Raw genomic sequence first — 13081 nt, 5'->3', positions numbered from 1 at the left:
GATCATGACAACCGCAATCCTGCAGCAACCCGGCACAACGGCCGACAAAACCCCAGCTGCCCGCAAGCCGAACCGCAGCTTCGTCCACGGCCTCCTCACCAACAAAAAAGCCCTGGCAGGCATGGCCGTGATGCTCGTCTTCCTCGCACTTGCCCTGCTGGCACCGGTACTTTTTCCCGGCGACCCATCACGGATCACCGCCATGGCCTCCCTGGAACCATCAGCCGAGCACTGGCTGGGAACCACCGCCAAGGGACAGGACGTACTCGCACTGACCGTCCACGGCTCCCGGAGTTCCCTCTTCGTGGGGCTCACCGTGGGCTTCGCGTCCACTTTCATCGGCATCCTGGTGGGACTTGCCTCGGCGTACTTCGGCAAGTTCATCGACGAAGCGCTGTCCCTGGTAACCAACGTCTTCCTGCTCCTTCCCGGCCTGCCGCTGCTGGTCATCCTGGCCGCGTTCCTCCCCCCGGGACTGGGCACAGTGATTCTTGTCCTTGTGGTCACCGGCTGGGCAGGCTCGGCACGCGTCCTCCGTTCACAGGCCCTGTCCATCCGCTCCAAGGACTTTGTGGCCGCGGCCGTGGTGTCCGGCGAACGGGCCGGCCGGATCATGTTCCGCGAAATCCTGCCCAACATGGCCTCGATCGTCATGGGCACCCTGCTGGCCTGTGTCATCTACGGCATCGGCGCCCAAGCGGGCCTGGAGTTCCTGGGTCTGGGCGATGCCAGCACCGTCTCGTGGGGCAACAACCTCTTCTGGGCAGGCAACGAAGGCGCCCTGCTGACTGGCAGCTGGTGGGTGTTCGTGCCCTCGGGCGTCTGCATCGCGCTGGTCGCCTTCGCCCTGGCCCTCATCAACTATGCAGTGGACGAGGTCACCAACCCGCGGCTGCGGAAGATCAAAACCCCGAAAGAAACCGAAAGGAGCGCCTCCAAATGACCATCTCCCAAGTGTCCTTCGGCTCCCACGAACCCGTCCTGGACGTCAAGGACCTCATCGTCAAGTACATCGGCGACACCCGCTACACCACCGCCGTGGACCGCGTTTCCTTCAGCATCGGCACCGGTGAGGTGTTCGGTCTCGCAGGGGAATCCGGCTGCGGAAAATCGACCATTGCCAATTCGATCATGCGGCTGCTCAAGGATCCCGCGAAGATCGCAGGCGGCAGCATTTCCTTCGGCGGCAAGGACGTCCTGGCCATGAGCCCGGAGGAGCTGCGGCGCTTCCGCTGGCAGGACGTGGCCATGGTCTTCCAGTCAGCCATGAACTCGCTCAACCCGGTGCTGACCATCGGCGAACAGATCGTGGACATCTTCACCACCCACGCCGGCTACTCCCGCAAGGAATCCCTGCGGCGCGCGGCTGAACTGCTGGAACTCGTGAGGATCGACCCCGCACGCCTCAAGTCCTACCCGCACCAGCTCTCGGGCGGCATGCGGCAGCGGGCCGTGATTGCCATGGCCGTGGCCCTCAAGCCGTCCCTGTTGATCCTCGACGAACCCACCACCGCCCTTGACGTGGTGGTGCAGCAGGAGATCATGGCCCAGATCAAGGAACTCCAGCGCGAGCTCGGCTTCTCCGTCCTGTTCATCACGCACGACATGTCGCTCATGGTGGAACTTTCCCACCGCATGGCCGTGATGTACGGCGGCCGGATCGTGGAGACCGCGAGGGCCCAGGACGTCTACACCAACCCCCGCCACCCCTACACCCAGGCGCTGATGGGCGCGTTCCCGCCGCTCACCGGCCCGCGGGTTCCGCTGACGGGACTGCCCGACGGCGTGAAGTTCCGGAACATCCCGGACCTCACCGAGGCGGCACCGGGCCACTTCGTGGCTCCGCTTGGTGCCAACGCTGCAGTGATTGATTCCGAAGACCTGGCAGGAGCCGCACGATGAGCCACTCCCTGACATCCACGGTGGCTGCGTCCGCCACACGCACTCCGGCCCTTGAAATTCGTGGCCTGGGCAAGTCGTTCCCCATTGGAGGGCTGTTCTCCCGGGAGTCGGTCCGCGCCCTGCACGGTGTGGACCTGACAATCAACCGCGGCGAAATCGTCGCGCTCGTGGGAGAGTCCGGTTCCGGCAAGAGCACCTTGGCCCGCTGCGTTGCCCGGCTCGAGAAGCCGACCTGCGGCGCGATCCTGATCGACGGCGTCGACATCCTCAAGCGCGATCGGTTCCAGGCGTCGCGTGCGTTCCGGTCCCAGCTGCAGATGGTCTTCCAGGACCCCTTCGGTTCGCTGAACCCGGCCCACAGGATCGAGCATTTCCTGCGGCGTTCGCTGGCGATCCACGGCAAGGGCGGCGGTTCTGCGGAGGAGACCGTGCGGCGGCTCGAAGAGCTGATGACCACTGTTGGCCTGCAGGCTGACATGCTGAACTCGTATCCGCACGAGCTTTCCGGAGGTCAACGCCAGCGCGTTGCGATTGCCCGGGCCCTCGCCGTTGAACCACAGGTTATCCTGGCCGACGAGCCCACTTCCATGCTTGATGTTTCGGTCCGGATCGGTGTGCTGAACCTGATGCGCAAGCTCCGGGACGAGCAGGGCATCTCCATGCTCTACATCACCCACGACCTCGCGTCCGCACGCTACCTGGCGGACCGCACGGCAGTCATGTTCGCCGGTGAACTCGTTGAGGAAGGCGAGTCCCTGGACCTGCTGGCCAATCCCGCACACCCCTATACGCAACTCCTGGTTTCCGCTGTCCCGGACCCCGCACGGGCAGGCTCGTACGATCCCGTCCGCCGGGCCGAACTGCGGCAGGCCGTCATGGCTTCGACCACGTGCGCCTTCGACGGCGACCCGAACCAGGCCTGTTCGGCCGAAGAACCCGTGCGCCACCAGGTTGGAGACCCCGAAAACCGCCACTGGGTGCGCTGCCACCTTTACCGGCCGTGGGCCGGCGCCGCCGGCCATGCCCTGGCGGGCGAACCAACCCAATCCAACCGCCCGGCGTCGTCCGCTCAAGAAGAGGCTTCCGCATGACTGAACTGACCCACCCGCTCGCAACCGTTCCACAGGACGAGTTGGTTGCCCGGGCCGAAGCCGACCCGCTCCGGCCACGCTTCCATTTCGTGTCACCGGCCGGGTGGCTGAACGATCCCAATGGCGTCAGCCAATGGAACGGCACGTACCACCTCTTCTACCAGTACAACCCGGAGGGCGCGTTCCACCACCGCATCCAGTGGGGTCACGCCACCAGCACGGACCTCGTCACCTGGACGGACCAGCCCGTTGCCTTGGAACCGTCTGCAGGACCGGACGCCGAGGGCTGCTGGTCGGGGGTCCTGGTGAACGACGGCGGTACGCCCACCTTGGTGTATTCGGGGCGCTTCGAGGACAGGGAGCTACCCTGCGTCGCCGTAGGATCCCCGGACCTTCTGAACTGGACCAAGGACCCCGCAAATCCCGTGATCGCAGCGCCGCCGGCTGGAGTAGACGTCACGGCGTACCGTGATCACTGCGTCTGGCGTGAAGGAACGAAGTGGCGGCAACTGGTGGGTTCGGGGATCCGCCAGCGCGGCGGTACAGCGTTCTTGTACGAGTCAGCGGACCTGCGGAGGTGGGACTACATCGGGCCGTTGTTCATCGGCGATGCCTCGCAGGGCGACCCTGCGGACACTGACTGGACGGGGACCATGTGGGAATGCGTGGACCTTTTCCGGGCGGGCCACGGTTCGCTGGGGTCTGCACCTGCCGACGGCTCGCCGGATGTGCTGGTCTTCTCCGCCTGGAACGACGGCGACACCCGCCACCCGCTGTACTGGACCGGCCGATACGCCGGGGACAGCTTCGAGCCCGCGGCCCTGCACCGGCTCGACTACGGAGGCCGCTTCTTCTACGCACCGCAATCATTCCAGGATGAGTCCGGCCGGCGCGTCATGTTCGGCTGGATGCAGGAGGGCCGAAGCGATGCCGCGATGGTGGAGGCCGGCTGGTCAGGGGTGATGAGCCTGCCGCGAACCGTCACGGCGGCGGAGGACGGGACCCTCCGCTTCGCACCCGTACCGGAGCTAGAAAAGCTGCGCCGTGACCACGTCAGCCTGCCCGGACACGTGCTGGGCGCTTTGTTGGAACCCCTGAAAACCGGCTTGTCCGGCAAGCAACTCGACCTCGAACTGGACCTCCAGCTGGCACCGGGCGCTCTGGTGCGGCTCGGTGTACTGGGTTCCACTGGCGGAGCCGCCTCCGGCAGCCCCGCCGAGGAAACGGTCATCGAGGTGCGAAGGACGGCTGACGGCGCCGGCAATGGCACGCTCCGTCTGGACCGCACTCGAAGCAGCCTTGATCCAGCCGTTGATGCGGAAGACAAGTCAGGACCTGTCCCCATGCCCGGAGGACGGGTGCACCTGCGCGTCATCCTGGACCGGTCCGCCGTCGAAATTTTTGCCAACGGGATAGCGCTCACCGCCCGCGTCTACCCCACCCTGGGCGGGGAATACGTCAGCCTTGCCGCCGAAGGCACGGCGCAGGTACTCTCCCTCGACGCATGGACCATGGCCGACATTTTTGACGGAGCCCGGAGCCTCTTTCCCTGAACCGGGAGCATTGGGGCTCATCCCGCGGCGCCTGCCTTCGCGGCGTACGCCCTGGCCTCATCATGCACTTTCCGGATGTAGGCATCGGACTGGTTGTAGGCGTAGATCGCTTCGGTCCACCCTTCCGCGGTTGTGAGGTCCCGGCCGCCGGCACACAGATAAATCGCCGCACCAAGGGCGGCGTCGTCGATATTGAAGGGATCCGCCGTTCCGTCCGCGTTCCCGTCCCGCCCTACGAGCTGCCACGTGGAAGGAATGAACTGCATCGGCCCCACGGCACGGTCCCAGCGGGCATCCCCATCCAGGAGACCTGCGTCCGTGTCGGCGATGGCGGCGAACCCGGCACCGTTGAGAACCGGGCCCATAACCGGACGGCTCCCTTGCCCCGAAGCGGTGAGGCTACCGCCGCCGTACGTCCCGTGGGCTGTTTCAACGAAACCCACTGCCGCCAGAGTGTTCCAACCGATCCCGCACGCCGGAGCAGAAGCATTCACGCTCACGGCGGCGGCAACATACGCCCGCAGCGCGCGTTCAGGGATTCCGGTCTGCCCTGCAGCCCAGAATACCCAAGCGGCATTCGGGTTTCTGGTCACGTTCACAGCGGTGGTCATACCGGAGGACAGCACCTCGAGCTCAGCCTCGGCCCTCGGCGGTGGAGAAAAGGCACCACGAGCGTTCGCGGCAGGTTGCCCAAGCGCCCAGACAAAGGACGCGGTGATGGCGCAAACCGCGAACAGGACAAGGACCAGGAGGCGTCTGAGACGAAGCACCGACTAATCAAACCATCCAAAGCCCCCACCATTGACAACGGGCTCAACCGGCGGCACTGATCGGGGCCTGTATCTCCTGCCCGGCCGGAAACCCTCCCAACGTTGCGGCATACCGTGGCTTTCCTGCTGCCCGGTGCCCTGCTCGAGCCCCTGGCCTTCCTGGATCTCGGTTCTTGATCCCCGCGACGCTGGCCTCTACGGCCCCCGCCCCAACCTCAGGTGCGGCCTGTCTCATGAGCCCACATGGCGAGCTCCACCCGATTACGCGCGCCGAGCTTGCGCATCAGGCTGGCCAGATGGGTCTTGACGGTGCTGGGACTGATGTGGAGATCGGTGGCAATCTCACTGCTGGTTCGGCCCTGCGCCACGCGGAGGAGCACTTGCTCCTCACGGGAGGTGAGCGGTTCTATTGGCTGCGCGGATGGTCCCTTCTGCGACCTGGCAAACGTTGCAAGTAGGCGGACGGTCACGCTAGGAGCGATCAGAGCATCACCGTCGGCTGCAGCGTGGATCGCCTGGGTCAGCAGCGCAGGTCCGGCGTCCTTGAGCAGGAAGCCCCGGGCACCGGCCTTCAACGCCCCATGGACGTACTCGTCGAGGTCAAAAGTGGTGATCACCACGATCGGCAGGGGGTCCGTGACGTCGGGTCCGGCGAGCTGGCGGGTGGCTTCGATGCCGTCCATCAGCGGCATGCGGATGTCGAACAGGCACACGTCCGGGTGCAGCTGACGCGCCAGGCCCACCGCCTGGCGCCCATCGGCAGCGGCGCCCACGACCTCGATGTCGGGCTGGGCGTTCAGCAGCATCGTCAGGCCGGTGCGCACGATGTCCTGGTCGTCGGCGATGAGCACCCGGATGGTCATCGGGGAGCGCCCGCTCGGGGCAGCATCGCCTCGACCCGCCACCCACCACCCGCGGACGGGCCGGCGTGGAACGTGCCGCCCAGCAGCCTGGCGCGTTCCCGCATTCCGACCAGGCCGTAGCCCGACGGGCCCCCGCCGGCCGTGCTGGCGGCACCATCATCATCGACCGTCAACCGCACCTGCTCGGCGTCACCCACGACTCGGACGGCTACCCGCGTCGCGCAGCGGGCGTGCCGTCGCGCATTCGTGACCGACTCCTGGGCCAGGCGGTAGAGCGCGGCCCCGACCACGGGGCTGAGATCGTCGAGCTCACCGGACAGCTCCACGTCGACCCGTGGCCCTCCCTCGGCTTGACCGGCAAGCCGAGGGAGGTCAGCAACGCCCGGGCCCGGCGCGAAGTCCACCCCCTCGGAGGCGCGCAGGACACCAACCATGGAGCGCAACTCGGTCAGCGTTCTTGAGGCCGCGTCCTCGATGACAACAAGGGCCTCAGTGGCACGCTCGGGGTGCGACGTTGCGACGGCACGTCCGGCCTGCGCCTGAATGGCGATGCCGGAAACGTGGTGGGCAATCGTGTCGTGAAGGTCACGCGCCAGCTGCTCTCGCTCCCGTGCTCTGGCCTCGTCGATGTCGCGGGTGCGCGCGTACGCGTGGTAACGGATTGCGGCGCCCAGGGCTGCGGCGAACAGGAAGAAGGCGAATGCACCCACCACATCTGCCTGGCTGGTCGGGTCGGCGATGTGGGTGATGACCAGCCAGACCAGGATGACCACCAGGCCGATCGCGGCCTCCCGTCCGGATCCCCACCGGAACAGCGCGTAGGCCAAGACGAGCACGCCCCCGATGCTCGTCAAGAGACCAGCATCCTCGCCCGCGAGGATCCTCGCGACGTCGACAGCCGTCAGCGTGCCAAAGGAGACCGTAACCGCCGCCAGAGGGTGAGTGCGGCGCCACCACAAGGGAGCCAGGACCACCAACACGGCGGCGAGCACCAGCGGGCGCCACATGATGTCCTCGCGGAGCACCGCCTCCACCACCGACCACACCAGGAGCACCGCGACGAGCGCCCCATCCCGCCACACCCGCCGCGGCGGATTCGCCGGCCGAGGCTCAGCCCATAACGAGCGCAGCGCCTTCGTCACCATCTGTCCAGCTTAGAACCAGAGTGGCAGCGGCGGATCAGCCGAAAGCACGAGAGGGAGACCGTGCCATCGGCCAGGCAAACTCCAGCCTCCGGGCCGATGTGCCCCGCCGCCGGGCTCAGCCATCGTGGAACTACCGATCCTGACCACAACAACGGAGCCCATGATGAGAACACGTCAACCCACCACCGCACTGGAAGACCAGCGGATCCCGGTGCAAGCCAAGCTCGCCGCCGCCTGGACCAGCTTGATGTTCTTCTACATCTACGTCGACTACTTCCACCTTTACCAGCCCGGCGCTATCGACCAAATCCGGGGTGGCGGCATCTTTGAATTCGACATCACCCCGACGTTGATGACCATTTTCGTCGCGGTCATAGGAATCCCGGCCCTGATGGTGATGCTCTCCATGACGCTGCCCGCCCGGGTGAACCGCCCTATCAATTTCATCGTGGCAACGCTCTACATCCCCGTCACGGTGTTCAACGCTGCAGGTGCGTCCTCGGACTGGGCACTTTACTACGGCTTCCACATCACAATTGAGGTGCTGCTCCTGGCCTTCATCCTGCGCTCCGCCTGGACCTGGCCCCGCACCGCACCGTCGGCGACCACGCCGACCAGGCATGAGGCCGATCACGCCCAGCAGAAAGCGTGAACCACGAGCAGTCCCCGTCTTGTTCGGAGCCCTCTGCCCCGGTGCCGCGGTGAGGACCTTGGGCTTGCGAACTTAATCCTAAGCATGCTTATGATGGTTACAGTCGGATGGGGATGCGACTGTGAGGGGAATCGAGAAGGGTGCGCTCAGCGAACGGGGCGCACCTTTTTCGTGCCCGGAGGCTTGTCCGCTGACTTCTGGTCCCTACGTGGGCAAATTCCGGCCCTGATGCTGCGGAGTTGCGTCCGAGAATGAAAGCGGCACAGTCCTAGACTTTCGGTATGCACCCCTTAGTGGGAACCGGCTTGGTGTTCCTCGCCGCGATTGCCTGGTCGGTCACCATCGTGACCATGCTGATTGTTCTGGTCAAAGCCCGGCGCCGGCCGTCAGCCCACGTCAGGCGAGCAGTCCAGGATGCGGAGATCCAAAGCTCCGATGAAAGAGCGGCTTAGCCGAGGCTGGGTGCCACCGGCGGGCGTGTCCTCCGCTTTGGCTCGCACGGCTAGGCTGCTGCGTTCTTCGTAATGCGGTCCGCCGAGAATAGGGCCACAGTCCGCAATAGGTGCCGGACTGGCTACTCCTGGGCCTCGGTCCTGGCTCCATCTTCGAGATCGCCGGCAGCAATCCTCTCGGCCGCGCACCGGCGGATACCGCTTTATGCAGTTTTATAGGCGCCCACTCGGTTGCCCGCGCCGCAGCAACACCAAGGGCCCGGCCGTTCAGATCCAGGGCCCTTGAGGGAGCCGTTCCTAGTCGTCGATGGCTTTCCGGTCGATGGACTTGAGGGCGGCGAGCCGTGCTTCCACTTCGGTCTGCTCACCGAGGTCTTCCAGGGAGGCGAACTGGGCATCCAGGGATGAGGAGGCGAGTTCCTGCTGGCCGCGGACCGTGGCTTCCTGGCGGCGGATGCGCTCCTCATACCGGCCGATGGCCGACGTCGGGTCGCCAGCGTCCAGGGACTTGAGCGCATCGTGGACCTGGGACTGGGCGGCTGCCGTCCGGGACCGGGCCACCAGTTCGTTGCGTTTGGCGGTCAGCTCGTGCAGCTTGCCCTTCATCTGGTCGAGCCCGCCCTTGAGCTTGTCGACGATCTCATTCTGCGCGGCCAGGCCGGGCTCCTGCCCCTTGGCCGTCGACTCGGCGGTCATCTGCCGCTGAAGAGCGAGCTTGGCAAGGGCATCAAATTTGTCGGCGTCCACACCGTTCCCGGCGGCCCGGAACTCATCAGCTTTGCGGGATGCGGCGATGGCCTTGTTGCCCCAGGTGTTGGCGTCGTTCACGGCCCGCCTGTAGTCCTCTTCGGCCATGCGGACGTTGCCGATGGTCTGCGCGACGGCGGCTTCGGCTTCGCGGATGTTGGCCGAGTAGTCCCGGACCATCTGGTCCAGCATCTTCTGCGGGTCTTCCGCGGAGTCCAGGAGGGCGTTGATATTGGCCTTGGCGAGCTGGGCAACGCGGGCGAAAATACTCTGCTTCACGGGGGTCTTTCTATAGGGGGTGGAATTCGAATTTTATGTGTACGGCGCCGCCGGGACCACTCCCCGGACCCACCGGCCCGGTTACTCCCGCTGCCTGCCGGGCGTCCTGATGCCGGTCAGAGGACGTTTTGTCTGGAGTTGCACTGAGCAGCGTGGACAGTAATGGCGATGCTGATCATGAAGCTAAGGAACAAAGCCAGGAACCCGACCGCGACGGCAACAAAGTAGCTTGCCGGATCAGGTACGGAATCGACTACCGGTTCCATGTAGAACCAGATCGTGGCACCGGCGCTAACGCCCAAAACTGCAATCAATCCGGTAAGAACCCAGGCTGCAATTGCAACGATGATCAACTTCATGACTCCCCCAATCCGGGGCCTCCCCCGTCGTTTAGATCCTAGCCGTGCGGGTACTGCCAGCAAGATGGGCCCCATTGGGGCGTTCCCTGGGGTCGGGCTTACCACCCATATGTCATGTATGCGAGTCTTCTGCCTCGGATACGCGCGCGTCTCTGCCGATGGACCAGCGCCCGATCGCTGAGGCCGCACCGACGGTCGCCCAGAGCCCCAGCCACCCGGGGTGCCATCCGAAGCCGAGCAGCCCGGCCACGGCCCAGAAAGCCAGTGTCGGCACCACAAAGAACGCCGCAATATGGATCCACTGTTCAAGTACCGGGCGCAGCAGGTAAGCCAGTACCCACGCCAGGGGCGCGGCGAACACCAGGGCTATCCCGTACCCGTAGAAGGCCAGGGAGAGTCCGGCGCCCCAGAGGTACCCGGCATCTTCGCCGTCCCGCACCGTCGGCACACCAAGCACGAAGAGGGCAACGGTGAGCATGGCGCCCACCCAGAGCGTGGTGGCGATCAGCCAGCCCTTGATGAACGAGGAGGCGTCGAGGACGACCCGCTGCTGTCCGCTCATCCCCCAGCTCATTTTGCGGCGAGTTCTTTGCGGCGGAAGGTCCCCGCGATAGAGAGCTTCCTGCCGTACCCGGTGGACCAGCATTGGAAGAGGTGTACGGCCAGGCGCAGGACCAGGAAGTCCGTCCGCAAGTTTCGAATGTGCACAAGCGGCTCCGCGGCCGCGTCCCCCAACGTCATGCTGCCAGCCTATCTGTCGCCCGGACTGGGGCTTGCCTGTCGGCGTGAGTGAGGAACGGACAGGTAGCCGGACCCATCGTCCGAGTACATCAGCAGCACTCCATCCTTTGTGAGAGGGCTTCAAACATGAGCTCCTGCTTCCTGCCACGGCACCCCCGGTGTGATAGCGCCGCCCCATGGCACGTTGGAAACGGCTATCCGAAGGGGAAATACTCAGCGTACTGTCAGTAGCGGCGTCCCTGTCCTAGATATTGGCGACTTTTCTATCGAAGGAGCATGAAGCGTATGTGGTTTGATACGTGGCCGGAAATTCTCCGTGTCCTGATTATCGGTTCGGTGTCGTATGCCGCGTTGGTAGTGCTCCTACGGGTCACGGGCAAAAGGACATTGGGGCAGCTGAACGCGTTCGACTTCATCGTGACAGTCGCCTTCGGATCCACGCTGGCGACCATCCTGCTCAATTCAGATGTCGCCTTCCTTGAGGGATTGACGGCACTCGCGCTGCTGGCAGGCCTTCAGTTTCTCGTGGCGTGGGTATCAGCACATGTGCCTGGAGCCAGGTCAGCTGTGACGTCACGGCCGGTGGCGCTGGTGGTGACGGGGAAACTTCAGCATGCCCAGCTGCGCAGCAACCGTCTCAGCGAATCCGAGGTGCTGCAGGCGGTCCGTGCCACCGGTTCCGGTGACCTATCTGACATTGCAGCGGTGGTTCTTGAAACCAACGGGACCATCAGCGTCATTCCCAACAGCAAACTCGGTAACGGGTCTGCTCTTGATGGTGTCCAGGACGCTCCCCGGCCCGGACATCCATGACGGACCACGAACACCCGTCTGGCGGCAAGGGCGCGCGTTTAGGAAGCGGCCGGCTTCGCCGCGCTGAAATACTGGCCCGACGGTTGGATAAACCGATGGGGATCCTCGGCGTGATCTTCCTCTTCGTAGTACTCGGCCAGCTGGTGGCCAAAGATCCCGCCATGGTCAACGCCTTCACGGTCGCGGGTTGGTTGTTCTGGGCTGTGTTCGTCGCTGAATTCCTGTTACGCGCCTACATTGCAGGTTTCAGTAAGGACTTTTGGCGGAAAAGCTGGTGGCAGGTCATCTTCCTGCTGCTACCGTTCCTGCGGTTCTTCCGGGCACTGCAGGCACTTCGGCTGCTGCGTGTCGCGAGAGTCGCCCGCTACGGCTCCATCCTTTCAGCCGGCATCCGCGGTTCCCGCTCGGCAGGACGCCTTTTGACCAGCAGGATCGGCTGGCTTAGCGCGGTCACCGCGGTGGTCATCCTCGCCTCCAGCCAACTCCTCTACGTAACAGGAGAGCACAGCTCCTACGCCCAGTCCCTGTACGAGTCGGCCATGGCTGCGATCACCGCTGACGGCATCACCGGCACAAGCACCTTCTCACGCATCATCCAGGTCCTGCTGGCCATCTACTCGGTGGCCGTCTTCGCCACGCTTGCAGGTACCCTCGGAGCCTTCTTCCTCCGACAAAAGGAATGAGGAAACCGAAGTTCACGGTCCATATCCCCCTGCTGCCCGCCAATCAGCGTGGCCCGTAGCCCGGGAACGGATGTCTCATTTGCATGCCCGCAGCCGGTGGGGATGGACTTCAAGCAGAGTTACAGGCGCGTCAAGAATGACCCAGCCCCATCACGTGTGCATAACACCGGGTTGTCCAAACAGGTCAGGCACGTAGCCTGAATAGTGGAGGGCATTGCGGAGCCGGCACCGGACCCGTATGCGGGCAGGGATGGGGACCTACCATCCCGGGGCCCGGAAAATCCGGGACACTTCCCAAGGCAATATGCCCCCCCGGCGCAGCAGTCGCCGGCATCAACCAACACGCGAGTATGCTCTTATGCGCCCGCCGGGAAGGAACACCATTCGGCTGCCCCTAGAAGCCTGAGGTTACAGCTGTTGCGAAGACACGCAGGCTAGCAGCCTCCCTGGTGCGATTCGCCGAAGTCCCGATTGACATAAAACCCCGTACGGCCATCAGACCGACGGGCAACCCGGAAGGACGCTACATGAAACACGCAAAACGTTTTCTCGGCGCAATGCTGGCACCAGGTATTGCGGCCCTACTTCTAACGGGGTGCACGCCCCCGCCTGAAGAGGACCTATACGCGATAGCGGTGGGGTCAGACGACGACTTTGCCGGTCTTGAACTGCGCAGCATATTCATTGTCAGCTCTGCGGAAAGCGAGCCGGGCCGTATCCTGGGCACGATCTTCAATAAGACTGACAAGAACATCGATCTTGTCATAGGGGACCGAGACGACGAGCTGCCCTTGAGCATTCCGGCTGGGGGGAAGGTGGAATTTCAGGACTCCCCGGCCGTCCTCGGCAGCACAGAAGCAAGGCCGGGCGCGCGCACCGACCTGACCGTCAAAGCTCAGGGCGACACGATGACTTTTGACGTGGCCGTACTCGACGGAACATTGGAGCAATACGCCCCCTTTGTTCCAAAATAGGTTACTCAGTCACCTGACACGAGTCGCGACCATGCTCACGCGGCGACGGAGTAAGGC

16 protein-coding genes are annotated in these 13081 nt (G+C 64.5%); 9 read left to right on the top strand and 7 right to left on the bottom strand.

Annotated features, from left to right (window positions below):
• Window positions 1-4: 4 nt before the first annotated feature.
• From AC6CHP_RS04815 to AC6CHP_RS04800, 4 genes are read left to right on the top strand one after another with little or no spacing between them, the layout of a single operon-like run.
• Window positions 5-943: an ABC transporter permease gene (locus AC6CHP_RS04815; RefSeq protein WP_188729899.1), complete on the top strand. Its 939-nt coding sequence runs from the start codon at window positions 5-7 to the stop codon at window positions 941-943.
• The gene (locus tag AC6CHP_RS04810) at window positions 940-1902 is read left to right on the top strand and encodes an ABC transporter ATP-binding protein (RefSeq protein WP_498228348.1); all 963 of its coding nucleotides are present in this window, start codon (window positions 940-942) and stop codon (window positions 1900-1902) included. Before AC6CHP_RS04815 ends, AC6CHP_RS04810 begins: the two co-directional genes overlap by 4 nt.
• Window positions 1899-2993 (top strand): ATP-binding cassette domain-containing protein, encoded by a 1095-nt coding sequence (locus tag AC6CHP_RS04805; protein ID WP_498228347.1) that lies wholly within the window; start codon window positions 1899-1901, stop codon window positions 2991-2993. The genes AC6CHP_RS04810 and AC6CHP_RS04805 overlap by 4 nt, the downstream gene beginning before the upstream one ends.
• A complete protein-coding gene (locus tag AC6CHP_RS04800; RefSeq protein ID WP_498228346.1) occupies window positions 2990-4546 on the top strand; it encodes a glycoside hydrolase family 32 protein in 1557 nt (518 codons plus the stop codon). Before AC6CHP_RS04805 ends, AC6CHP_RS04800 begins: the two co-directional genes overlap by 4 nt.
• A gap of 17 nt (window positions 4547-4563) precedes the next feature.
• Here AC6CHP_RS04800 and AC6CHP_RS04795 read toward each other — a convergent pair whose 3' ends face one another.
• From AC6CHP_RS04795 to AC6CHP_RS04785, 3 genes are all read right to left on the bottom strand, one after another.
• Window positions 4564-4911: a lytic transglycosylase domain-containing protein gene (locus tag AC6CHP_RS04795; protein ID WP_498228345.1), complete on the bottom strand. Its 348-nt coding sequence runs from the start codon at window positions 4909-4911 to the stop codon at window positions 4564-4566.
• Between the two features lie 620 nt (window positions 4912-5531).
• Window positions 5532-6179, bottom strand: a complete 648-nt coding sequence (locus AC6CHP_RS04790) for a response regulator (RefSeq protein WP_498228824.1) — start codon at window positions 6177-6179, stop codon at window positions 5532-5534.
• The gene (locus AC6CHP_RS04785) at window positions 6176-7324 is read right to left on the bottom strand and encodes a sensor histidine kinase (RefSeq protein ID WP_427117220.1); all 1149 of its coding nucleotides are present in this window, start codon (window positions 7322-7324) and stop codon (window positions 6176-6178) included. The genes AC6CHP_RS04790 and AC6CHP_RS04785 overlap by 4 nt, the downstream gene beginning before the upstream one ends.
• 163 nt (window positions 7325-7487) lie before the next feature.
• Between AC6CHP_RS04785 and AC6CHP_RS04780 the strand changes: the two genes are divergently transcribed.
• Window positions 7488-7976 carry a DUF6326 family protein gene (locus AC6CHP_RS04780; protein WP_498228344.1) on the top strand — a complete coding sequence of 163 codons (489 nt, stop codon included), beginning with the start codon at window positions 7488-7490 and terminating at the stop codon, window positions 7974-7976.
• Window positions 7977-8257: 281 nt separating this feature from the next.
• Window positions 8258-8428, top strand: coding sequence for a hypothetical protein (locus AC6CHP_RS04775; protein WP_498228343.1), 171 nt, complete (start codon window positions 8258-8260; stop codon window positions 8426-8428).
• Between the two features lie 297 nt (window positions 8429-8725).
• On the opposite strand, the gene AC6CHP_RS04770 is transcribed toward AC6CHP_RS04775, so the two are convergent.
• The 4 genes from AC6CHP_RS04770 to AC6CHP_RS04755 all read right to left on the bottom strand — a co-directional run bounded on the left by AC6CHP_RS04770 (window position 8726) and on the right by AC6CHP_RS04755 (window position 10554).
• Window positions 8726-9454, bottom strand: coding sequence for a PspA/IM30 family protein (locus AC6CHP_RS04770; protein ID WP_190611916.1), 729 nt, complete (start codon window positions 9452-9454; stop codon window positions 8726-8728).
• A 116-nt stretch (window positions 9455-9570) separates the two neighbouring features.
• Window positions 9571-9813 carry a hypothetical protein gene (locus AC6CHP_RS04765; protein WP_188729916.1) on the bottom strand — a complete coding sequence of 81 codons (243 nt, stop codon included), beginning with the start codon at window positions 9811-9813 and terminating at the stop codon, window positions 9571-9573.
• 112 nt (window positions 9814-9925) lie between these two features.
• Window positions 9926-10375 carry a hypothetical protein gene (locus AC6CHP_RS04760; RefSeq protein ID WP_498228342.1) on the bottom strand — a complete coding sequence of 150 codons (450 nt, stop codon included), beginning with the start codon at window positions 10373-10375 and terminating at the stop codon, window positions 9926-9928.
• An 8-nt stretch (window positions 10376-10383) separates the two neighbouring features.
• On the bottom strand, window positions 10384-10554 hold the full coding sequence (locus AC6CHP_RS04755; protein WP_498228341.1) for a hypothetical protein: 171 nt from the start codon (window positions 10552-10554) through the stop codon (window positions 10384-10386).
• Window positions 10555-10839: 285 nt separating this feature from the next.
• Between AC6CHP_RS04755 and AC6CHP_RS04750 the strand changes: the two genes are divergently transcribed.
• From AC6CHP_RS04750 to AC6CHP_RS04740, 3 genes are all read left to right on the top strand, one after another.
• Window positions 10840-11367, top strand: a complete 528-nt coding sequence (locus AC6CHP_RS04750) for a DUF421 domain-containing protein (protein ID WP_498228340.1) — start codon at window positions 10840-10842, stop codon at window positions 11365-11367.
• A gap of 95 nt (window positions 11368-11462) precedes the next feature.
• Entirely contained in the window at window positions 11463-12050 is a 588-nt protein-coding gene (locus AC6CHP_RS04745; RefSeq protein ID WP_498228339.1) for a hypothetical protein, read from the top strand.
• 527 nt (window positions 12051-12577) lie between these two features.
• On the top strand, window positions 12578-13024 hold the full coding sequence (locus tag AC6CHP_RS04740; protein ID WP_498228338.1) for a hypothetical protein: 447 nt from the start codon (window positions 12578-12580) through the stop codon (window positions 13022-13024).
• Window positions 13025-13081: the final 57 nt, after the last annotated feature.

This window comes from Pseudarthrobacter sp. GQ63 (assembly GCF_059758765.1).
The sequence above is the reverse complement of the archived record's forward strand: the minus strand, read 5'-3'. Positions and strand labels throughout refer to the sequence as shown.